The organism is Actinacidiphila sp. bgisy160, from assembly GCF_057707815.1.
Genome location: NZ_JBYIQW010000014.1, coordinates 82,223 through 103,429 on the forward strand (window position 1 = coordinate 82,223; position 21,207 = coordinate 103,429).

Genomic DNA, 21,207 nt, shown 5'->3' on the forward strand with positions numbered 1-21,207 from the left:
CAGGGCGTCGGAGCCTCTTGTGATACCTGAAACTCTGGAGAACTGGTCAGCAACTGGATAGCCTCATGGACACGGCACTGCACGGCCATGGAGAGGGGCGAGGCGCATGACGGGGGAAGCACCGCGGTCGCCACTGAAGCGCGAACGGGTCCGCGACCACCTCCTGGAACTCGTCGAGTCACAGGCACCGGGCACCCCGATCCCGTCGGAGCGCGCCCTGTGCGAGCAACTCGACGTCTCCCGTCCCACTGTGCGCTCGGCCGTCGACGAGCTGGTCACCACCGGTCTGCTCGTCCGGCGCCACGGGAGCGGCATGTTCGTCGCCCCCGCGAAGATCACCCAGGAACTCGCCCAGGGGGAGAACGCCTTCAGTCTGCCGCAGGCCTCCGGCCACTGGCTCAGCCGCGTCCTGGAGTTCGCCACGGTGCGGGCCGGCGCCCGCGTCGGCCGCAAGCTCCGGGTGTCGCCCGCCGCCGAGATCGTCTACATCGCCCGGCTCCGCCTCGTCGACGGCGAGCCGATGGCCGTCGAGTATCTGCACGTCCCGGCGGAGCTGGTGCCGGGCCTGCGCGCGGCCGACATGGAGTCCGGGGACTTCTACGACCGGCTGCGCGAGCGGTACGGCATCCGGGTCCACGAGGCCGTGCAGTCCATCGAACCGACGGTGGCCAACGAGGAGGAGGCCAGGCTGCTGGGCGTGCCCGTGCTCTCCCCCGCGCTCCTCTTCGACCGGCTCACCAGCGACGCCGCCGGGCGCCCCGTGGAGTACGTGCACTCCCTCTACCGCGGCGACCGCTACCGCATCGTCTCCCGCTTGTCCCTCGCCGGCTCCGCGTCCGCGGGGCTGCCCGTGACGGCGGGCCACCACCCCGGCATGCCCCCCGACGAACGCGCCGCCCCGGCCGGCACGCTCGCCCACGTGGTGGGGGACGTACAGCCCCGAGGATGAGGACCCGTAACCCGTACACACGTGCGCCCCTCAACCCCTATGATCACTCCGCTCCCGTGTCCACCGGAGCCGCGCACGACCCGAGACAGGCCATCCACCATGTCCAGCAAGCCCCCCACATCCCCCTTGCCGCTTGCCCGCTGCGCGCAGGCGGCGACAGCCGCGGCCGCACTCCTGGTGGCCACGCACGTGGACCCCTGGTCGCCGGCCTTCCTCGTCGCCGCGGAGACGTGCATGCTCGCCGCGGCCGGCCTGGCGGCCGTCGTCATCGAGCGCATCACCCCGCTCCGGAGCGCGGCGCTGGGTGCCTCGCTTCCCCTCTCCCCCGTCGCGCAGTCATGAGGCAGGCTGCGGCCATGACCGGCTACGACATAGTGCGGGTCTTCTGCGGACCCGACGGCGACCACGGCGACCGGCTGGCCGTGGTGCGTGACGGAAGCGCCGTCACCGACGAGCAGGACCGCGTGACGTTCGCGCGTCGATCGGGCTTCACCGAGACCGTGTTCGTCGACGACCCCGAGCGGGGCATCATCGACATCCGCTCCGCGGACGGTCGGCTGCCCTTCGCCGGCTCCCCCTGCATGGGCGCCGCCTGGCTGCTGGACGCCCCAGAACTGATCACCCCCGCCGGCGTCGTGGGCGTCCGCCTGGACGGCGAGTTCACCTGGCTCGAGGCCAGCCCCGCCTGGGCCCCGCCCCGCACGCTCCGGCAGTACGACTCCCCCGAGGAGGTCGACGCGCTGCCCGTACCGCCCCCCGGCGAGTGGGTCTACGCCTGGGCCTGGGAGGACGAGCCCGCCGGACGCGTGCGCGCCCGCGGCTTCCCCGGCCGCGGCGACGGCGTCGACGAGGTCGAGGCCACCGGCTCGGCGGCGCTCCTGCTCACCGACCGCCTCGATCGCGCCCTCAACATCGCCCAGGGCCGCGGCTCCCAGATCCTCACCGCCCCCGCTCCGGACGGCCTGGTCGAACTCGGCGGCCGCGTCCACCTCGAGCGTGCCGTCCCCGGCGCCCCCACCAGAACCCGCCCCGCGATCACCCTCGGCAGCCCCTCGTCCCGCCGCCGCATCCATCTGCTCGACCTGTGACACAAATGTCTCCCCTTCCGGGTGCTGGGGCGGCACATGCCCGGTGTGCTGCCCCGGCACGACTTCCTGGACGCCGGGATCACCGTGACGAACGCGTTCGTCCGGGGCCGCCTGGAACCGTGCCTCGACCCGGACGACCTGGACGCGTGATCCGGGGCTGTGGCCGCGCTCGCCGTCGGCGACGACGCCCGCTGGATGGACGAGGGACGCAACCCCGGGAGCGGATTCCGTCACGCCCGGGTTCGTCCGTAGGATCACGCCATGCCCGCTGACGCACGCGTGACCAGGTCCACGTTCTCCCGCCGCATCCATCCGATATCGGCTCCTCATCCGTTGCCACAACTGCCCCAGCGGATCTGGTCGGACGAGGACTGGGAGCGGATCCAGCGCGGCTACGCAGCGCGGGACATGGACGAGAAGTGGAACGTCTTCACGGAGGGCGAGGTCGCCTTCCTGCATCGAAGCTGGACCGGTCGCGGAGTCTTCGCGGCCACCTTCACGCCGGTCGACGGCGGCGGACGGCGAATCACCCATGCCGTGGTCGAACGTGATCCCGATCGCTATCGAGGCACGAACGACGACTACGACTGCCTGATGCTCGAGTTGGTGATCAGTGCCATCGTGCTCGGGGAACCGGCGACTGACCTCCGTTCGCGGCTGGTGGAGTTGACGCGTGCGCGGCCGGGCTCCGCTGACGCGCCCGCCGGGGTCATCCAGCACAGCGCCTTGGGGCTGCGCTCCGACTCCTAGTCGATCATGCGGGGGCGGCCGGGCCGCCCGTCCGGTGCCGACCTCCGGCACGCGCCGGAAATTCCCTGGCCCATGCATGGCCGAACGGTGACGGAAAGCCCAGGCGCGAACTCGGCATCCCGCTTCCGGACGAGGAGACCGCCGGCAGGCACGTGCTGCTCGACGCTGCGCAGCGGCTCGGGCCGGCTACGACCGGCGGGTGTACAGCGCGTGGCCCAGCGCCAGGACGCTCAGGCCGAACATCAGGACGCCCAGGGGGACGTGGACAGACGGCTTGTGGGCGATGCCCAGCACCACCTGTACCGAGGCGAGGGCCAGGAAGCCGGAGGCGTACAGGATGGGGCGGGGCGATCCGCCGCCCGGTCGCCACGCGAGGATCGCCGCGAGCACGTACAGCATCGAGGCCCCGTACATCACGCGCGCTCCGGCGCTGTGCAGCACCTCGCCGTGGGACGAGGACAGCAGCAGCCCGGCGGTGGCCGCCTGGAAGAAGATCGCCGAGGTCTGCAGGGCGACCGCTGTCCGAAGGAACGTGAGGCTGCGGTGTTCTGCCGTTACCCGTGTGGCCATGGTGTGAGGTCCCTCTTCTGTCTCGCGGCGGCGGATCGGTACTGTCCCGTCACTCCGACGAGACGGGCCCGTGAACTGTCAGGCGATGCGCCGGCTGACGAACGGCGGCCGTGTTCCGTCGAAGTGGCGAGAGCGCAAGCGGACGGGACGAACGACGAACCAGGGAGCGGTCGCGACCATGAGCACCCCATTGCAGCCGGCGCACGACGAGGCCGAACCGGAGCTGAGCGCGGTCATCGGCGAGCGGCGCCATCTGATCAATCTCGCCTACCGGCTGCTCGGTTCGCTGGCCGAGGCCGAGGACGCCGTGCAGGAGACCTACGCCCGCTGGTACGCGATGTCGCGGCCGCAGCAGGAGGCCATCGAGTCGCCTGGTGCCTGGCTGACGACGGTGGCCAGCCGCATCTGCCTCGACCTGCTCGGCTCGGCACGGGTCCGGCACGAGCGCTACGTCGGCTCGTGGATACCCGAGCCGCTGCCGGACCGCTCGGAGTGGACCGTCGGGCCCACCGCCGACGGTGGGGCCGAGTCGGCCGACCCCGCCGACCGGGTCACCCTGGACGAGTCGGTGACCATGGCCTTCCTCGTCGTGCTGGAGTCGATGACACCTGCCGAGCGCGTGGCGTTCGTCCTGCACGACGTCTTCCGGTTCCCCTTCCCCGAGGTGGCCGAAATCGTCGGCCGTACGCCGGCGGCCTGCCGGCAACTGGCGTACTCGGCCCGCCGGCGCATTCGCGACGCGCAGAACCCGGCGGTGCCGGCGGCCGGGCAGGCCGGTGTGGTGCGGCACTTCAAGGAGGCGTGGGAGGCCAGGGACATCAAGGCCCTCGTCGGCCTCCTCGACCCCGGTGCCACGATGATCGCCGACGGCGGGGGGCTGGTCGGTGCCGTCCTCCGTCCGGTGGAAGGCAGCGAGCGCATCGCCCAGTATTTGATCCAGATGGCCGGCAGGACTCCGGGCCTGACGCTGCTGGAGCGGAAGGTCAACGGCCGGCCCGGCCTGGTCGCCCGGCACGCCGGGACGACGGTGACGGTGGCGGCGTTCGGCATCACCGGCGGCCGCGTCTCCCGCATCTGGGCGATCCGCAACCCGGACAAGCTCCGGCCGTGGACGGAGCGCGGTTCGTCCTGACGCCGCCGCTCAGGCCACGTCCGCGCTGCCCTCCCGGTAGACCTTCGCAGAGGCGATGCGCCCGTCCCTGAGCAGGTAGAACGCGGCGATGGGGCAGGTGCGGCGCTCACCGCGGTAGGTGAGGGTCTCGGTCATCTGGCAGGCCGCGCGGTCGCCTTCGGTGACGAGGTCGTGGACCTCCAGCGTGGGGAGCAGCCCGCGCATCGCCTCGTCGAAGAGTTCGGTCAGCGCGGCGCGGCCGCGCACCGTGGTGGTGCCGGTGATCCATACGGCGTCGTCGGTGAAACCGGTCAGGAGCGCGTCCAGGTCGCGGGCGTTGAAGGCCCGTACGTGCGCGTGTATCGCCGCCGACGCGTCGGTTGTGGTCACGGGGACCAGTATGGCAGGGGCCCGTGGGACCGGCCTGGCGGTGGCCGGTCCCACGGGTCCAGGGATCCGCCCGGGTGTCAGTTGACGCTGACGGCGGACCAGGCGGCGGCCACGGCGGCGTACTCGGCGCCGGTGGAGCCGTAGAGGTCGGTGGCGGCCTTGAGGGTGGCGGTGCGGGCGCCCGCGTAGTTCGTGCCGGAGGTCATGTAGACCGTGAGGGCGCGGTACCAGATCTTGCCGAGCTTGTCGCGGCCGATGCCGCTCACGGTGGAGCCGTCGCAGGTGGGGCTGTTGTAGCTGACACCGCCCACCGTCTTGGCGCCGCTGCCCTCGGCGAGCAGGTAGGCGAAGTGGTTGGCGACGCCGGAGGAGTAGTGGACGTCGAGGTTGCCGACGCCTGAGCTCCAGCAGTCGACCGAGCTGCCGTCCTTGGAGGGCTTGTCCATGAAGCGCAGGGCGGGCTCGCCGAATCCGGACTTCACGATGCGCTCGCCGATGAGGTAGTCGCCGGTGTCGGAGGAGTTGCCGGCGTACCACTCCACGAGGGTGCCGAAGATGTCCGAGGTGGCCTCGTTGAGGCCGCCGGACTCCCCGGAGTAGGTGAGCGCCGCGGTGCGCGAGGTGACACCGTGCGACATCTCGTGCCCGGCGACGTCGAGAGCGACCAGCGGCCCGAAGGTGGTGCCGTCGCCGTCGCCGTAGGTCATGCAGAAGCAGCTGTCGTCCCAGAAGGCGTTGTTGTAGTTGCTGCCGTAGTGGACGCGGTTGTACGAGCCCTTGCCGTCGCCGGCGATGCCGTTGCGGCCGTGGACGGTCTTGTAGTAGTCCCAGGTCTCGTTGGTGCCGTACTGGGCGTCGACGGCGGCCGTCGCGCGGTCGGCGGTGGTGCCGGTGCCCCAGTGGTTGTCGGCGTCGGTGAACAGGACCGCGGGGGCCCGGGAGAAGCAGATGCCGAAGATGCACAGGTCGGTCTTGTTCTGCGCGTCGCCGGTGTAGGTGTTGCCGCGGGTGGGGTCCTTCAGTTGGTAGGTGCCGGCGCTGAGGGTGGTCTCCAGGGACACGGTGCCGCCGTACAGGGACTTGCCGTCGCCGGTGGCGGTCTCCAGGGCGTCCCAGGCGTCGATGCGGGCACCGGTGCGGGCGTCGGTGAGGACGACGCGGGCGGCGGGGTTGCCCAGCCTGTCGAGGCCGACGGCGGTGGTGCGCCAGGCCAGGCGGGGCGTGCCGTGCAGTGCGTCGACGACGAGCTGCGGCTTGGCCTTGGCCTGCCGGAATACGGTCCCGCGGTGGGCGGAACGCAGCGCCGCCAGGCCCTGGTCGGCGGCGCCGGCGGCCTTGACGGCGGGGGTGGTGCTCGGCACGGCCAGGTCGGAGCGGGTCGCCCGCTCGGCGCCCTCGTAGGCCCCGCCCGGCGCGAGGTGGACGACGAGGTCGCCGCCGAGGACGGGCAGTCCGCGGTAGGTCCGGTCGTAGCGGATGTGCTGGGCGCCGTCCGCGTCGGTGACGACGTCGCGGACGGTACGGCCCTGCGCGGAGGTGACGGAGAGCCTGGTGGCGTTGGCGGTGACGGCGGCGTCGGCGCGGGCGACGCCGGTGGCCCGGGTGGGCAGCTGGCGACCGGACCCGGACGCCGCGGACGCCGCGGACGGCGTCAGGAGGGCGGCGGTGACGGCGGTGGCGGCCAGCGCCGCGGATATCGCGGTCGCGGCACGTCTGGTGCTGGGCTGCATCGTGCTCCTCTGGTGGGGGGCGTGCGCGGTCCCCGCATCTGCGTCCGGCCACGGTGGGGCGGGCCCGGGTGCGGAGGTGAGGCGGTGCCAGATTTAAGTGCCCATGACATACGGATGTCCAGAGCGCGTCCGTGGTCCACACACGGGAATCCGCCGAAGCACACACGACAGGCACGTGATGGGCGCGGGTCGGCAGCCGGGTGACCGGCGCGGATCGGCCCCCGTCGGTCGTTCCGCGCCGGTCAGCTCCCGTCGAACGCGCCATGCCTACCGGCCCCCGCCGAGAAGCGCGCCGCACCCTCCCCCGCTTCCGCGAGGGACACCCGGCCGTGCCGCAACTCCGCCTCGAGCGCGGCCGTTTCCTCCAGTCCCCCGGCCTCCAGCACCGCGAGCCGGTCGTGCCGCAGGCAGGTCTGCGGGAAGGCCGCGATCTCCGCGGCGAGCCTTTCCGCCGCGTCCCGCGCCCCGCCGGGCGGGACGACCCGGTTGACCAGACCCATGGCGTACGCCTCCGCCGCGTCGACCGGACGCCCCGTCAGGATCAGGTCCATCGCCCGGGAGGTGCCGATCAGCCGCGGCAGCCGTACCGTCCCGCCGTCGATCAGTGGCACGCCCCAGCGCCGGCAGAACACCCCGAGCACCGCGTCCTCCTCCGCGACCCGCAGATCGCACCAGAGGGCCAGTTCCAGGCCGCCGGCCACCGCGTGGCCCGAGATCGCAGCGATGACCGGCTTGCCCAGCCGCAGGCGGGTGGGCCCCATGGGGCCGTCCCCGCCTTCCGCCACATCGGTCACCTCGTTGCCGCGAGGGGTGCCGATGGCCTTGAGGTCGGCACCCGCGCAGAAGGTGCCGCCCTCGCCCCACAGCACGGCGACGGATGCGCCGGCGTCGGCATCGAACTCACGGAAGGCGTCGGCCAGTTCCCGCGCCGTCGGGCCGTCCACGGCGTTGCGCGCCTCAGGGCGCGAGAGCACCACCGTGGTGACGGGTCCGCTGCGCTCGACACGTACGGGCATGGCCTGTTCCCTCCGTCGCCGCTCACCTCTGCAGGATCAGGAGAGGTTATCGCCGTGGGTCAGGGTCTCCCAGGCGACGAAGAGGTTGTTGCTGCCGGCCGGGCGCTGGGACTCGGTGAGCGCCTGGGTGTTGGTCATGGCGTAGCCGAGCCGGTTGTGCATCGCGTTGTAGCCGACCTCGGTGACCGGCCCGAGCCCCAGGTTGAGGTGCCCGCCGCAGAGCCAGGAGGGCACGGCCGCGCCCCGCTGGTACTTGGACTGGAAGCCGAGCGCCTGCCGCAGCCGCTCGCCCACCTGCGGGTAAAGGTCCTCGCCCTGGATGCGGCTGGTCTCCGCGACGTGCGAGATCGACGAGATCCCGTAGCCGGTGTGCGTGAAGTCGCGGCAGGTCTCCTGGGTCAGGCCGGTCACGAAGGTGGACTGACCCTGCCAGTAGCCGACGATCTCGTCCCGGGTGTCGAGCCCGCTGCCGGGCACGGTCTTGGGCAGCGCACCGTCGGTGTCCAGGTAGACGTACGCGGCGACGCGGTTGAGGTAGCGCGTGACAGCCTTGTCGTAGGAGGCGCGGTCGTCGAGGAAGACGGAGATGCCGACGGCGGCCTCCATCATGCTGAGCTCCCAGTTGCCGTTGCTCTTGGACCCGTTGATGACCTCCGGGAGGTAGACGTTGCGCAGCATGGTGGCGAAGCGGTTCACGTTCGGCCAGCTGGTGTAGGTGTAGCGGATGATCTCCGCCGCACGCGGCCACACCGAGCCCGCCCAGCCGGTCTGCAGCGGGGCGTTGCTGTTGGTGTGGTCGGTGATGGTGGCCGACCAGGCGTCCATCAGCTGGATCGCCTTCTGTGCGTACTTGGCGTCCCGGGTGATGTACCAGGCCAGCGCGTTGGTGTAGGCCGCGATCGCGTCCTCGCGCTCGTCGGTGCAGCCGTAGTTGGGGTTGGAGTAGGAACCGCACTCGACGACCGCGCGCGGCTTGGGGGTTCGCGACTGCGAGGCGTAGTTCGACGCCATCATCTGGTCGTACGCGCTCTTCCAGGGCTGCGCCCCGGCCTGCACCTTGCCGCGTACGAAGTCGAGTTGGGTCCGGCTGACCAGGACGCCGGGGTGGCTGAAGGCAGCCGGCGCGGCGGCGGCACGACCGCTGCCGGGCAGCGCGGCCAGGAGGGCGGCGACCAGCGCCGCGACGAGGGCCAAGATTCCCTTGGTGAGGAGGGCTTGTGATCTGTGGGACATGGGGGGACGCCTTCCCAGGAGACGGCATGTTCACATGGATGAACCATGGATGCACCCGTGAACATTGCGATGGACGCATGACGGTAGGACTAGACCAATGCCCCGTCAAGTCCCCTGCCGCACACGGTCGATACCGCTACCGCACACCGCACGGCGCTCCGGCGCCAACAGGGCGTCAGGACACGTATCCGACCCCACCCTCACACCCCGCACCCACCCGGCGGCGCTCCGATGGCGACTCCGCCAGCCGTCCCCCAGGCTCGGTACCCACCCGCCCATCCCGAAGGGGACCCCATGGAACTGCAACTCCAGGACAAGGTCGCGGTCGTCACCGGGGCCGGCAGGGGCATCGGCCTGACGGTGACCCGGACGCTGGCACGTGAGGGCGTCCGCGTCGTCGCGGGCAGCCGCAGCGTCACCCCAGAGGCGGAAGCCCTTCGGGACTCCTACGAGGTGACCCCCGTGGCGGTCGACCTCTCCACCCCGGACGGCCCCGCCGAACTCGTGCGGCAGGCCGCGGAGCGTCACGGGACCGTCGACATCCTGGTGAACAACGTGGGTTCCGGGAAGCCCCGCAGCGGCTTCCTCGAGGTGGACGACGAGGAGTGGGCGCGCGTCTTCGAGATCTCCTTCTTCAGCGCGGTCCGCGCCACCCGCGCCGCGCTCCCCCACATGGTGGAGGCGGGCGGCGGCGCGATCGTGAACGTCACGTCCATCAACGCGCGCCTCCCCTTCCCCATGGTCGTGGACTACTCGGCCGCCAAGGCCGCGCTGGCGAACCTGACGAAGTCGCTGTCCGAGGAGTTCGCCCCGCGGGGCGTCCGCGTCAACGCGGTCGCCCCCGGCCCCGTCCGCACGCCCTTCTGGACCGCCCCGGGGGCCTTCGCCGACCAGACGGCCGCGGCCGCGGGAACCACCGCCCAGGAGGCCCTGGACGAGGTCGTGCCGCGCAGCATGGGCATCTCCACCGGCCGCATCACCGAACCGGAGGAAGTCGCCGCCCTGATCGCGTTCCTCGTCTCCCCCGTCGCCGGCAACGTGACGGGCGCCGAGTTCACCATCGACGGCGGCCAGATCAAGACGACCTGACGCCGGACGGCGCACACGAAACAGGGGCGGCCGACCCCGTCCCACGAGTCGGCCGCCCCCTCACAGGGCTCTCCCCCACGGTGAACCCCGTGGCCTTGGTTCACGGCATCAACGTCAGAAGGCGAAGACGCCGGCCGCGTCGCTGCCGCGCAGCATGCACGGGTTGCCGAAGGTCCGCGCGAAGGTGACGCGCCGGCCTTCCCACACCCCGTCGGCGGTGACCACCACCGGGTCCCAGATCCGGGTACAGGCCGCACCCTCCGCGTCGGCGGTCATGGCCGCGAGGTCCCCGCCCCCGGCCGCGAGTTCCGCGCAGGCGGCCACCGGGTCGGGGTGGTCGCCGTACGGGGTGGGCCTGCAGCGCAGCACCACCGCGCGCTGTATCGTCGCTGTCGCGGGGTCTTCTCCCTTCCCCACGGACAGGACGAGCGCGGACGGCGCGTACAGGCTCGTCGCCCCGGTCGGCCGGGCCTCCGCCGAGCCGGCCGCGACCCCCGCCGAACACACCGCCGCCATCAGGGCCAGGCAGGTCCCCACCGCACTGATCCGCATAGCGAACACTCCTTCGGCACTAGATCCGGATATCGGACGTCGAGGAGTCTTGTGCATCGAACGCCCGCTCGTCACATCGCTCCGCGACTTTCGGTCACCGGTTGTTCACGATGTGTACTATCCGTTGTGTCGCACTTGCGGTGAGCTGGGCGTCCGGGTGAATGGACTCAGTGGAACCGCGGCCTCCGTGAAAGCGCCTTCACGGATCGACGACATCGTCTCCACATCGGCCGGAAAGCAGCGGGCCGCCGCCGCGTTCCGCACACGACGACGGCCCGTGGGGACCGCCCCGGGGACCCCCGGGGGAGGCGCTATCCGGTGTAGCCCGCGAAGATCCGCGAGAACTCGTACGGGGACTGGGGGATGTTGGTGCACATGTAGAGCGCGCCGCTGCAGGCGTTGCGGTCCCGGGTCGTCTCCCAGAAGGCGAGCAGGCCGAGGTGCTTGCCCTGGGCGAAGCTCACCAGCTGACGGGCGTCGGCCTGGTCGTAGATCCGGCCGTCGTCGTTCTGGCCGAGCATCGGCGTGACGCCCACCATCGCCCACACCTGGGCGTCGGACTTGCCGGGGTAGAGGGACTTGAGCTGGGCGAAGGTGCTGTTGGCGGCCTGGATCGCCGCGTCGCCGTAGTCGGCGCTGCGGTAGTAGTCCATCGCCATGATGTTGATGACGTCGAGGTTCACCCCGGCGTCCCGGGCCGACCGCACGACGCCCAGGCCGTCCTCCGTGAGCCCCTCCGGCAGGACGGGCAGGGTGAGCGAGATCCGCAGTCCCGGGTGGGCCTGCTGGAGCCGGGCCAGCGCCTGGGAACGGCGGACGACGGACGCCGGGTCGGCGGTGGCGGCGCCCTCGATGTCGAAGTCCGCGTACGTCAGGCCGTAGGCGTTGACCACCGCGTCATACTCGGCGTACAGCGCGTCGACCGAGCCGCAGGCCTGTGCGAGTTCGATGCCGGAGGCGCCGCCGAAGGAGATCTTGACGTCACCGCCGGCCGCGCGGATCGCGTCGATCTGGTCCTTGTTCCAGGCGTCGCGCGGGTCGTAGGCGTTGAACCACATCGCCTTGCAGGACGAGGCGGTGATGAAGGCCATGGTGAAGCTCTTCAGGCCGCTCGCCGAGGAGAGCGTGGTGAGGCCGGGCGTCGGCCAGGCGCCCATGTCGACGTACGGCGCGGTGCGCACGCCGCCCGGGGGCGGGTTGGTGCCGCCGGAGGTGGTGGTCCCGGTGACGGCGCCGCTGTAGGCGGAGGTGTTGCCGGCCGCGTCCTTGGCGCGGACCCGGAAGGAGTAGCCGGTGCTCGCCTGCAGCCCGGTGGCGGTGTACGAGGTGCCGGTCACGGCGACGGGCGCGCCGCCGTCCCGGGAGACCTCGTAGCCGGCGACGCTGCCGGAGTCGTCGGTGGAGGCCGTCCAGCGGACGGTGAGGGAGGAGGAGGTGGCCGAGCCGACGGTCACCCCGCCGGGGACGCCGGGCGCGGTGGTGTCCGGGCCGCCGCCGGAGCCGGTGCAGGAACCGCCGTTGAGCCTGCAGTCCTCGGGCACGCCCGTGCCCGAGGAGACCCACCCGAATACGGCGCTCGCGCCGGGCGCGAGGGTGCCGTTGTACTCGCGGTTCTTGAAGGTGTAGTGGCTGCCGTTCCGGGTCATCAGGGTGTCCCAGTACGAGCCGACGCTCGTCCCCGAGGGCAGGTCGAACTCGACGGTCCATCCACTGAGTGTCGTGGTACCACCGTTGGTGATCGTGTACTGCCCCTGGTATCCGGTGTCCCAGGTGGCCGTCTTGACGAAGGCCGCGCTCGGGGCGGCCGCCGCGGCGGGCGGGGCGAGGAGCAGGACGAGCGCTCCGACGAGCGCCGTGACCAGGGCCAGAGTTCTTCGCATCCGGGCCTCCCGTGGGGGGAACGCGCAAATGGTCTGCACCAAATGCATCTGGTATAGACCTATCGAGTTGATGCGTTCGCGTCAATACGTGAGACGGCCCGGGACAGCGCGGCGGCCCGGCCCGGCGGCGGGCCGCCCGGGGGCGATCGGGTGAACCGGCGGCCGGGCGCACCCGCAGGCGCCCGCGGGGCAGGCATCATCGCTGAAGGCCGGGGCCGGTGCTCCCCCCTCCCCGACGTGCCGGGCGGCCCGGGAGGTCGTCATGCACATCCTGCTCATGGCGTCGGCGTTCAACAGCCTGACGCAGCGCGTGTACGCGGAACTCGGCGAGCTGGGCCACACCCTCGCCGTGGAGGTGACACCCGACGGCGACGCCATGCGCGCGGCGATCGCCCGCCATGAGCCGGAACTCGTCATCGCGCCCATGCTGAAGACGGCGATCCCCGCGGACGTCCGGACCGCCCGCACCTGCCTGATCGTGCACCCCGGGCCGCCCGGGGACCGCGGCCCCGCCTCCCTGGACCGCGCCGTGCAGGAAGGCGTCGCCGCATGGGGCGTGACGGTCCTGCAGGCCGAGGAGGAGATGGACGCGGGCCCGGTCTGGGCCTCGGTGGACTGCGAGGTACCGCCGGTCGGCAAGAGCGACCTGTACCGGGGCGAGATCTCGGACGCGGCGATGGAGGCCGTCCTGCTGGCCGTCGACCGGTTCGCGTCGGGTGCGTACGCCCCCCGGCGGCAGAGCGACCCGGCCCTCGGGGCGCTCGTCCGCGTCCGCCCCGCCCTCCGCCAGGACGAGCGGCGCATCGACTGGGCCGCCGACCCGACCGCCACCGTGCTGCGCAAGCTGCGCGCCGCCGACTCGCGGCCCGGCGTCCTGGACGAACTCCTGGGCGCCCAGTGGTTCCTGCACGGCGGCCACCCCGAGGACCGGCTGCGCGGCGAGCCGGGCCGGCTGCTGGCCACCCGCGCGGGCGCGGTGTGCCGGGCCACCCGCGACGGCGCCGTGTGGATCCCGCGGCTGCGGCCCCGTCCCGCCCCCGGCGGCCCGCCCACCTTCGCGCTGCCCGCCGTCACCGCCCTCGGCGGCCTCCTGTCGGCGCTGCCGGAGGACCCGCTGCCCCCGGAGCTCGCGGGCGACCGTGACACCTGGGCCGACATCCGCTACCGCGAGGACGGCGCGGCGGGCGTCCTGTCGTTCACCTTCGCCGGCGGTGCCATGTCCGCCGCCGACTGCCGCCGGCTCCTCGCGGCGTACCGCCACGCCTGCACGCGCCCCACCTCGGTGCTGGTGCTGGGCGGCGCCCGGGACGTCTTCTCCAACGGCATCGACCTGAAGGCCATCGAGGCGGCAGCGGACCCCGGCGCCGAGTCCTGGGCCAACATCACCGCCATCGACGACCTGGTCGAGGCGGTCCTCACCACCGGCGACCGCCTGGTGGTCGCCGCCCTCGGCGGCAACGCGGGCGCGGGTGGCGTGATGCTCGCCCTCGCCGCCGACGAGGTCTGGTGCCGCCAGGGCGCGGTGCTCAACCCGCACTACCGCCTGATGGGCCTGTACGGCTCGGAGTACTGGACGTACACCCTGCCCCGCCGGGTCGGCCCCGCCATGGCCGCACGCCTGATGGAGCGGGCGCTCCCGGTCGGCGCGGCCGCCGCACTGCGCATCGGGCTGGTGGACCGGCTGCTGATGTGCGGCCCGCAGGAGTTCGGCGCCGACGTCGCCCGCCTCGCGGCCCGCCTGGCCCGCACGGCGGGGACGCGGCCCAGGATCGCCGCCAAGAAGGCGGAGGCCGAGCGCCGCGAGGCGGAGCGTGTCCTGGCGTCCCACCGCGCCGAGGAGCTGTCCCGGATGCGTGAGGCCTTCTTCGACCCCCGGTCCCCGTATCACGCCCTCCGTTCCGCCTTCGTCCACCGCCGCACCCCCGCCGGCACCCCGCCGCACCTGCGGGTGGCCACGCCGGCGGCCGCCTGCCCGTAAGGCCCGCCCAGCGACAGCCGCGCGGCATACAGACGCGCACAGCCGCCTCCGCCACGCCACCGTGCGCGCCGGCCGCCTTGGCCATGGTTCGGGGCGGGGCCCACGGATCGCGGGGCGGTCACCGTGTTGGCCCTCTTCGACGTCCCCTCCCGGCGAGCCAGTCGCTATCAAGGGGATAGATGCCTTTATGTGGCATTTGTCGCTCGATGAGGAGGCATCCCGATGGATGCGACTGCTTCGACCAGGAACGACGTCGCGCGGACCCCGGCAGCCGGGGACGGGCAGGCCCCGATCCACATTCTCTGGATCAACGCGGGGCTCAGTTGCGACGGCGACTCGGTGTCGCTGACCGCCGCGACGTTGCCGAGCATCGAGGAGATCGCCCTCGGCGGCCTTCCCGGACTCCCCGAGATCCAGGTGCACTGGCCGCTGATCGACTTCGAGTGCGGTCCGGTGGGGGGCGCCGACACCTTCATCGAGTGGTTCTTCAAGGCGGAGCGCGGCGAGATCGATCCGTTCGTCCTGGTCGTCGAGGGGTCCATCCCCAATGAGGCGATCAAGGCCGAGGGTTACTGGTGCGGCTTCGGAGACAACCCCGAGACGGGCCAGCCGATCACCACCAGTGAGTGGATCGACCGTCTCGCGCCCAAGGCCCTGGCCGTGGTCGCCATCGGCACGTGTGCCACCTACGGCGGCATCCATGCCATGGAGGGCAACCCGACCGGCGCCATGGGCGTGCCGGACTACCTGGGCTGGGAGTGGAAGTCGAAGGCGGGCATCCCGATCGTCTGCGTGCCCGGCTGCCCGATCCAGCCGGACAACTTCGCCGAGACGCTGACGTACCTGCTCTACCAGGCGGCCGGCTCCGCGCCGATGATCCCGCTGGACGACAAGCTGCGCCCGGCGTGGCTGTTCGGCGCGACCGTGCACGAGGGCTGCGACCGCGCGGGCTACTACGAGCAGGGCCAGTTCGCCGACCGCTACGACTCGCCGCAGTGCCTGGTGAAGATCGGCTGCTGGGGCCCGGTCGTCAAGTGCAACGTCCCCAAGCGCGGCTGGATGGACGGCATCGGCGGCTGTCCCAACGTCGGCGGCATCTGCATCGCCTGCACCATGCCCGGCTTCCCGGACATGTTCATGCCGTTCATGGACGAGCCGCCCGGCGCACGGCTGTCCAGTACCGCCAGCGGCGCGTACGGCGCGGCGATCCGGCGGCTGCGCTCCATCACGGCCAGGACCGTGGACAAGGAGCCCAAGTGGCGTCACACCGGCCGGAAGCTCACCACGGGCTACAAGGCGCCCTGGTGACCTCACGGCACCGGCCCGGCCACTGACCCCCACCTCCCCGCTTGACGAAGGGCACGCACACACCATGGCTCCGAAGACGAAGACGGCCGGAGACGGCAGTGGCCTGATGGAGATGTCCTGGGATCCGATCACCCGGATCGTGGGCAGCCTCGGCATCCACACGAAGATCGACTTCAAGCAGAAGCGCGTCGCGGAGTGCTACAGCACCTCGTCGGTCTTCCGCGGCTACAGCGTCTTCATGCGGGGCAAGGACCCCCGCGACGCGCACTTCATCACCAGCCGGATCTGCGGCATCTGCGGCGACAACCACGCCACCTGCTCGGTCTACACGCAGAACATGGCGTACGGGGTGAAGCCGCCGCACCTCGGGGAGTGGATCATCAACCTCGGCGAGGCCGCGGAGTTCATGTTCGACCACAACATCTTCCAGGAGAACCTGGTCGGGGTCGACTACTGCGAGAAGATGGTCCGCGAGACCAACCCGGGCGTCATGGACCAGGCCGACCGCACCGAGGCCCCGCACGCCGCCGAGCACGGCTACCGCACCATCGGCGACATCATGCGCTCGCTCAACCCGCTCGAGGGTGAGTTCTACCGCGAGGCGCTGCAGGTCAGCCGGTACACCCGGGAGATGTTCTGCCTGATGGAGGGCCGGCACGTCCACCCCTCCACCCTTTACGCGGGCGGTGTCGGCACCATCGCGTCGGTGCAGTTGTTCACCGACTACCTCACCCGGCTGATGCGCTACGTGGAGTTCATGAAGCGCGTCGTGCCGCTCCACGACGACCTCTTCGACTTCTTCTACCAGGCCATGCCCGGCTACGAGGAGGTCGGCCGCCGCCGCGTCATGCTCGGCTGCTGGGGCGCGTTCAACGACCCGGAGCACTGCGACTTCACGTACGCCAACATGACCGACTGGGGACGCAAGATGTTCGTCTCCCCCGGCATCGTCGTGGACGGGAAGCTGGTCACCAACGACCTGACGCAGATCAACCTGGGCATCCGCATCCTCCTGGGCAGCTCCTACTACCAGGACTGGGAGGGCCTGCAGCAGTTCGTCACGCACGACCCGCTCGGCAACCCCGTCGACCCGCGCCACCCGTGGAACCAGCACACCATCCCCGCGCCCCAGAAGCGTGACTTCGGCGACAAGTACAGCTGGGTGATGTCCCCGCGCTGGTTCGACGGCAAGGACCACCTGGCGCTGGACACCGGTGGCGGCCCGCTCGCCCGTCTGTGGTCCACCGCGCTCAACGGCCTGGTCGACCTGGGCTATGTGAAGGCCACCGGGCACAGCGTGGTGATCAACCTGCCCAAGACGCTCACCAAGCCGGAGACCACCCTCGAGTGGAAGATCCCGCAGTGGAGCAACGCCCTGGAGCGCAACCGGGCCCGCACCTACTTCCAGGCCTACGCCGCCGCCTGCGCCCTGCACTTCGCCGAGATGGGGCTGGAGGAGGTGCGCGCGGGCCGCACCCAGACATGGGAGAAGTTCGAGGTGCCGGACGAGAGCATCGGCGTGGGCTTCACCGAGGCGGTGCGCGGCGTGCTCTCGCACCACATGGTCATCCGCGACGGCAAGATCGCCAACTACCACCCGTACCCGCCGACCCCGTGGAACGCCAGCGTGCGCGACACCTACGGCACCCCGGGCCCGTACGAGGACGCGGTGCAGAACACCCCGATCTTCGAGGAGAACTCCCCGGAGAACTTCAAGGGCATCGACATCATGCGGGCCGTGCGCAGCTTCGACCCCTGTCTGCCGTGCGGCGTGCACATGTACGTCGGCGGCGGGCGCACCGTGGAGAAGCTGCACGTGCCCACCGGCCTGAGCGGAATGGCGGGATGAGCGCCGAGCAGACGGCGCGGCGCGTCGAGGAGATCCTCGACGCGTTCGCGGCCTCAGGCGACGGCGAGACGGCGCGCGCGGCCGAGGAACTGGTGCGCACCCTCATGGAGTTCTACGGCGCGGGCCTGACCCGCGCGGTCACTTTGCTGAAGAACAGCTCGACCGACCCGCTCGCCGTGCTGATGGCCGACGAGATGGTGGCGGGCCTGCTGACCCTCCACGACCTGCACCCCGAGGACACCCTGACCCGGGTCGGGCGCGCCGTGGAGGCGGCACGCGCCGGGGCGACGGTGGGCATCGAGCACTTCGACCCCGAGACCGGCACGCTGCGGCTGAGCGCCCGCGAGGACGGCGGCTGCGGCTGCCCCAGCACCATGGACGCCACCCGGGAGCGCATCGAGGCCGCGCTGTCCTGCTTCGCCCCGGAGGTGGCGGTGGTCGAGATGCCGCGCTCGGGTCCGGCCGCGGGCGAGCCCGCGCTGCTGCAGATCGGCAACCGCCCGCCGGAGGCGCCGTGAGCCCGCAGACCGCCGGGGGCGGACTGCGCCGTTTCGTGGCGCCCCGCCAGCCCGCGGTCGAACGCTGCGAGCTGTGCGGAGTGGACCTGACGGGCCCCCACCGGCACCTGGTCGACACCGGCAAGCGCGCGCTGACCTGCGCCTGCGTGCCGTGCGCGCTGCTCTTCGAACGGCCCGGCGCGGGCGGCGGACGCTTCGCCTCGGTGCCCGACCGGGTGCTGAGCGACCCGGGCTCGGTGCCCGACGCGGCCTCCTGGCAAAGGCTGCGCATCCCCGTCTCGGTCGCCTTCTTCTTCCACAACTCGGCGCTCGACCGGCCCGTGGTCCTCTACCCGAGCCCGGCCGGCGCCACCGAGAGCGAGGTCGATCCCGGCACCTGGCGGACCGTGTTCGGCCACTCGCCCCTGGCCGGCGTGCTGCGGCCGGACGTGGAGGCGCTGCTGGTCCGCAGGGACGGCGCTGGGGGCGCCGGCGGCGAGTGCTTCCTCCTCCCGGTCGACCGCGCCTACGAACTGGTGGGCCGGCTGCGCCTGAACTGGCAGGGATTCGACGGCGGTTCCGGCGCCCGCGCCGAACTGGCCGCCTTCTTCGACGACGTACGACAGCGGGCCGCACCGGCGCCGCGGGAGGGGTTGCCGACGTGACCGAGCTGGACTTCGGCTGCACGGGCGTACGGGCCGATCCGTACGCCGCAGGACCGACGCTGGTCTTCCGGCTGCGGATCACCGCCCCCGGCGGGGAGCGGGTGCACGCCCTCGCGCTGCGCTGCCAGTTGCGCATCGAGCCGGCGCAGCGGACGTACGGCGACGGGGAGGCGCGGGGCCTTCGCGACCTGTTCGGCGAGCGCGCGCGGTGGGGCACCACCCTGCAGCCGCTGCAGTTCGCGCAGGTGTCGTTGATGGTGCCGGGCTTCACCGACGAGACCGAGGTGGATCTGCCGGTGCCGTGCACCTACGACATGGACGTCGCCTCGACGAAGTACTTCGAGGCCCTGGCGGACGGTGAGGCGCCGCTGCTGCTGCTCTTCTCCGGCACCGCCTTCGTCGGCCCCGGCGGCTTCCAGGTGCGGCCGGTGCCCTGGGACAAGGAGGCCGTGTGCCGCATGCCGATGGCGGTGTGGCGCGAGACCATCGACGCCCACTTCCCGGGCTGCGGCTGGATCCGGCTGCCGCGTACGGCGCTGGAGTCGCTGCGGTCCTTCCGCAGCGCGCACGCGCTGCCCTCGTGGGAGGCGACCGTCGAGGCCCTGCTCGCCGGCGCCGGCGCACCGGCCGGGGGTGCCCGGTGACGGCCGCCACGGAACGTTTCGCGACCGCGCGTCAGGCCGCCGACGCCGTCCTGTTCGAGGGCTACGTGCTCTATCCGTACCGGGCGTCCTCGGCGAAGAACCGGATGCGCTGGCAGTTCGGGGTGCTCGTGCCCCCGATGTGGGCGGCCACGTCCGGCGAACCCTTCCTGCAGCGCACCGAGATCCTCATGGAGCCGCGCGCGGACGCCGCGCTCCACGCGGAGCTGCGCTTCCTGCACGCCCAGCGGCGCACGGTGGAACGGGCCCTGAGCGACGGCGGGTTCGAACCCACCGACGAACTCCGGCTGCCGGACCGGGTGCTGGTTCCGTGGGACGAGGGCGTGGAGGAACGCGTCGAGGTGTCCGTCGACGTCGCGGCGCTGACCGCCGAGGACGTCGTCCTGCCGTTCACCGTCCCCGCGACGGAGGAGACGGAGATCGTCCCGGGGGAGGACGGCGCCACCGTCGGGCGCGTGACGCGCCGCCGGGCCCGCGTCGAAGGCGTCCTGCGCCTGTCCGCGGAGGAACTGCCGGGGCCCTACCGGGTGCTGAGGCTCACCGCCGTCGCGGAGAACACCGGGTGCGCCCTGGTCTCGGACCGGGAGGAGGCGCTGCCGCACGCGCTGGTCTCGGCCCACCTCATGCTCGGCCTGACCGCCGGCTATTTCGTGTCGATGACGGACCCGCCGGAGTGGGCGAAGGCCGCCGTCGCCGAGTGCCGCAACGAGAACACCTGGCCGGTGCTGGCGGGCGACCACGCCGCGGCGAACGTGGTGCTCTCCTCCCCCATCATCCTGGAGGACCATCCGCGGATCGCCCCGGAGAGCCCGGGCGCGCTCTACGACGCCACCGAGATCGACGAGATCCTGGCACTGCGCACCGCCGCCCTCACCGACGAGGAGAAGCGGCAGGCACGCGGCACGGACGACCGGGCCGCCGCGGTGATCGACCTGGCCGATTCCATGCCGCCGGAGGTGATGGAGCGACTGCACGGCGCGGTGCGCGCGCTGCGCGAGGTCACCGGGCCGCGGGCCGAGCCCGCCGCGGTCCCCGGGACCCCCTGGTGGGACCCGGGCGCCGACGCCTGCGTCGACCCGGTCCGGGACCGCGTCCTGGTCTGCGGCACCTGGGTGGCCGCCGGCAGCCGGGTCGTCCTGCGCCCGGGATCGCGGCGCACCGACGCGCAGGACCTGTTCCTGCACGGGCGCAGCGCCCAGGTGGAGGCGGTGCTGCACGACGTGGACGGCGGAGTGCACCTCGCGGTCACCGTCGACGGCGACCCCGGCGCGGACATCCGCCGCGAACAGGGCCGCTTCCTGTACTTCCAGCCCGACGAGCTCGCCCCTGTGGAGGACGCGTGAGCACCGGAGGCGTGCTGGTCGCCGGCATCGGCAACATCTTCCTGGGCGACGACGGCTTCGGCGTCGAGGTGGTGCGGCGGCTGTCCGGGCACCAGCTGCCCGACGGCGTCCACGTCACCGACACCGGCGTACGGGGCGTGCACCTGGCGTACCAGCTCCTCGACGGGTACCGCAGCGTGGTCCTCGTGGACGCCGTCGCACGCGGTGGCCCCCCCGGCACGCTGCACCTCATCGAGGCGCCGCCACCCGGCACCGACGGCCCCGGCGAGTCCCTCGTCGACGGGCACCGGATGACCCCGGACAGCGTGCTGGCACTGCTCGACACCCTCAGCGCCGGAACGGGATCCCCCAAACCCTCCCGGGTCCTGGTGGTCGGCTGCGAGCCGGCCTGCCTGGAGGAGGGCATCGGTCTGAGCGCTCCCGTGGCCGCCGCCGTGGACAAGGCCGTGCGCCTGGTGCTGCGGGTCGTCGGCGAGGAGTGCGACCGGCCCTCGGACCCGCACGCGGTGGCCTGACGGCCCGCCGCCGCCGCACAGCGCAGCAACGA

At 72.2% G+C, this 21,207-nt stretch carries 22 protein-coding genes; 15 read left to right on the plus strand and 7 right to left on the minus strand.

Annotated elements, in window-relative coordinates; all coding sequences use genetic code 11:
- Positions 1-106: 106 nt before the first annotated feature.
- The 5 genes from AC3EUJ_RS14510 (at position 107) to AC3EUJ_RS14530 (ending at position 2,787) form a co-directional block, all read left to right on the plus strand.
- Positions 107-949 (plus strand): GntR family transcriptional regulator, encoded by an 843-nt coding sequence (locus AC3EUJ_RS14510; RefSeq protein WP_431961607.1) that lies wholly within the window; start codon positions 107-109, stop codon positions 947-949.
- Between the two features lie 99 nt (positions 950-1,048).
- Positions 1,049-1,291 carry a hypothetical protein gene (locus tag AC3EUJ_RS14515; RefSeq protein ID WP_431961608.1) on the plus strand — a complete coding sequence of 81 codons (243 nt, stop codon included), beginning with the start codon at positions 1,049-1,051 and terminating at the stop codon, positions 1,289-1,291.
- Between the two features lie 14 nt (positions 1,292-1,305).
- Positions 1,306-2,037: a PhzF family phenazine biosynthesis protein gene (locus tag AC3EUJ_RS14520; RefSeq protein ID WP_431961609.1), complete on the plus strand. Its 732-nt coding sequence runs from the start codon at positions 1,306-1,308 to the stop codon at positions 2,035-2,037.
- Between the two features lie 21 nt (positions 2,038-2,058).
- Positions 2,059-2,187, plus strand: a complete 129-nt coding sequence (locus AC3EUJ_RS14525) for a DUF5959 family protein (RefSeq protein WP_431961610.1) — start codon at positions 2,059-2,061, stop codon at positions 2,185-2,187.
- Between the two features lie 183 nt (positions 2,188-2,370).
- Positions 2,371-2,787, plus strand: a complete 417-nt coding sequence (locus AC3EUJ_RS14530) for a hypothetical protein (RefSeq protein ID WP_431961666.1) — start codon at positions 2,371-2,373, stop codon at positions 2,785-2,787.
- Positions 2,788-2,973: 186 nt separating this feature from the next.
- Here the strand turns inward: AC3EUJ_RS14530 and AC3EUJ_RS14535 are convergent, their stop codons facing one another.
- Positions 2,974-3,357 (minus strand): hypothetical protein, encoded by a 384-nt coding sequence (locus AC3EUJ_RS14535; RefSeq protein WP_431961611.1) that lies wholly within the window; start codon positions 3,355-3,357, stop codon positions 2,974-2,976.
- 178 nt (positions 3,358-3,535) lie between these two features.
- Between AC3EUJ_RS14535 and sigJ the strand changes: the two genes are divergently transcribed.
- Positions 3,536-4,489 carry an RNA polymerase sigma factor SigJ gene (sigJ, locus tag AC3EUJ_RS14540; RefSeq protein ID WP_431961612.1) on the plus strand — a complete coding sequence of 318 codons (954 nt, stop codon included), beginning with the start codon at positions 3,536-3,538 and terminating at the stop codon, positions 4,487-4,489.
- A 9-nt stretch (positions 4,490-4,498) separates the two neighbouring features.
- Here the strand turns inward: sigJ and AC3EUJ_RS14545 are convergent, their stop codons facing one another.
- The 4 genes from AC3EUJ_RS14545 to AC3EUJ_RS14560 form a co-directional block, all read right to left on the minus strand.
- Positions 4,499-4,858, minus strand: coding sequence for a nuclear transport factor 2 family protein (locus AC3EUJ_RS14545; protein ID WP_431961613.1), 360 nt, complete (start codon positions 4,856-4,858; stop codon positions 4,499-4,501).
- Between the two features lie 77 nt (positions 4,859-4,935).
- Positions 4,936-6,588, minus strand: coding sequence for a M4 family metallopeptidase (locus AC3EUJ_RS14550; protein ID WP_431961614.1), 1,653 nt, complete (start codon positions 6,586-6,588; stop codon positions 4,936-4,938).
- 242 nt (positions 6,589-6,830) lie between these two features.
- Positions 6,831-7,604 carry a crotonase/enoyl-CoA hydratase family protein gene (locus tag AC3EUJ_RS14555; protein WP_431961615.1) on the minus strand — a complete coding sequence of 258 codons (774 nt, stop codon included), beginning with the start codon at positions 7,602-7,604 and terminating at the stop codon, positions 6,831-6,833.
- A 36-nt stretch (positions 7,605-7,640) separates the two neighbouring features.
- The gene (locus tag AC3EUJ_RS14560; RefSeq protein ID WP_431961616.1) at positions 7,641-8,837 is read right to left on the minus strand and encodes an alginate lyase family protein; all 1,197 of its coding nucleotides are present in this window, start codon (positions 8,835-8,837) and stop codon (positions 7,641-7,643) included.
- 294 nt (positions 8,838-9,131) lie between these two features.
- Here AC3EUJ_RS14560 and AC3EUJ_RS14565 point away from each other — a divergent pair, with 294 nt between their 5' ends.
- The gene (locus tag AC3EUJ_RS14565) at positions 9,132-9,926 is read left to right on the plus strand and encodes an SDR family NAD(P)-dependent oxidoreductase (protein ID WP_431961617.1); all 795 of its coding nucleotides are present in this window, start codon (positions 9,132-9,134) and stop codon (positions 9,924-9,926) included.
- A 114-nt stretch (positions 9,927-10,040) separates the two neighbouring features.
- Here AC3EUJ_RS14565 and AC3EUJ_RS14570 read toward each other — a convergent pair whose 3' ends face one another.
- Together AC3EUJ_RS14570 and AC3EUJ_RS14575 are read right to left on the minus strand one after the other, a co-directional pair.
- Positions 10,041-10,478, minus strand: coding sequence for a subtilase-type protease inhibitor (locus AC3EUJ_RS14570; RefSeq protein WP_431961618.1), 438 nt, complete (start codon positions 10,476-10,478; stop codon positions 10,041-10,043).
- 311 nt (positions 10,479-10,789) lie between these two features.
- Positions 10,790-12,358, minus strand: coding sequence for a cellulose binding domain-containing protein (locus AC3EUJ_RS14575; RefSeq protein ID WP_431961619.1), 1,569 nt, complete (start codon positions 12,356-12,358; stop codon positions 10,790-10,792).
- 262 nt (positions 12,359-12,620) lie between these two features.
- Between AC3EUJ_RS14575 and AC3EUJ_RS14580 the strand changes: the two genes are divergently transcribed.
- The 8 genes from AC3EUJ_RS14580 to AC3EUJ_RS14615 all read left to right on the plus strand — a co-directional run bounded on the left by AC3EUJ_RS14580 (position 12,621) and on the right by AC3EUJ_RS14615 (position 21,175).
- Positions 12,621-14,336 carry a hydrogenase maturation protein gene (locus tag AC3EUJ_RS14580; RefSeq protein ID WP_431961620.1) on the plus strand — a complete coding sequence of 572 codons (1,716 nt, stop codon included), beginning with the start codon at positions 12,621-12,623 and terminating at the stop codon, positions 14,334-14,336.
- A 222-nt stretch (positions 14,337-14,558) separates the two neighbouring features.
- Complete coding sequence (locus tag AC3EUJ_RS14585) at positions 14,559-15,644, plus strand: NADH-quinone oxidoreductase subunit B family protein (RefSeq protein ID WP_431961621.1); 1,086 nt, start codon at positions 14,559-14,561, stop codon at positions 15,642-15,644.
- Between the two features lie 64 nt (positions 15,645-15,708).
- A complete protein-coding gene (locus AC3EUJ_RS14590) occupies positions 15,709-17,493 on the plus strand; it encodes a nickel-dependent hydrogenase large subunit (RefSeq protein WP_431961622.1) in 1,785 nt (594 codons plus the stop codon).
- The gene (locus AC3EUJ_RS14595) at positions 17,490-18,011 is read left to right on the plus strand and encodes a hypothetical protein (protein WP_431961623.1); all 522 of its coding nucleotides are present in this window, start codon (positions 17,490-17,492) and stop codon (positions 18,009-18,011) included. Before AC3EUJ_RS14590 ends, AC3EUJ_RS14595 begins: the two co-directional genes overlap by 4 nt.
- Positions 18,008-18,655: a DUF5947 family protein gene (locus AC3EUJ_RS14600; RefSeq protein WP_431961624.1), complete on the plus strand. Its 648-nt coding sequence runs from the start codon at positions 18,008-18,010 to the stop codon at positions 18,653-18,655. Before AC3EUJ_RS14595 ends, AC3EUJ_RS14600 begins: the two co-directional genes overlap by 4 nt.
- A complete protein-coding gene (locus AC3EUJ_RS14605; RefSeq protein WP_431961625.1) occupies positions 18,652-19,299 on the plus strand; it encodes a DUF6084 family protein in 648 nt (215 codons plus the stop codon). Before AC3EUJ_RS14600 ends, AC3EUJ_RS14605 begins: the two co-directional genes overlap by 4 nt.
- Positions 19,296-20,660: a hypothetical protein gene (locus AC3EUJ_RS14610; protein WP_431961626.1), complete on the plus strand. Its 1,365-nt coding sequence runs from the start codon at positions 19,296-19,298 to the stop codon at positions 20,658-20,660. The genes AC3EUJ_RS14605 and AC3EUJ_RS14610 overlap by 4 nt, the downstream gene beginning before the upstream one ends.
- Entirely contained in the window at positions 20,657-21,175 is a 519-nt protein-coding gene (locus AC3EUJ_RS14615) for a hydrogenase maturation protease (RefSeq protein WP_431961627.1), read from the plus strand. Before AC3EUJ_RS14610 ends, AC3EUJ_RS14615 begins: the two co-directional genes overlap by 4 nt.
- The last annotated feature ends 32 nt before the right edge of the window (positions 21,176-21,207 follow it).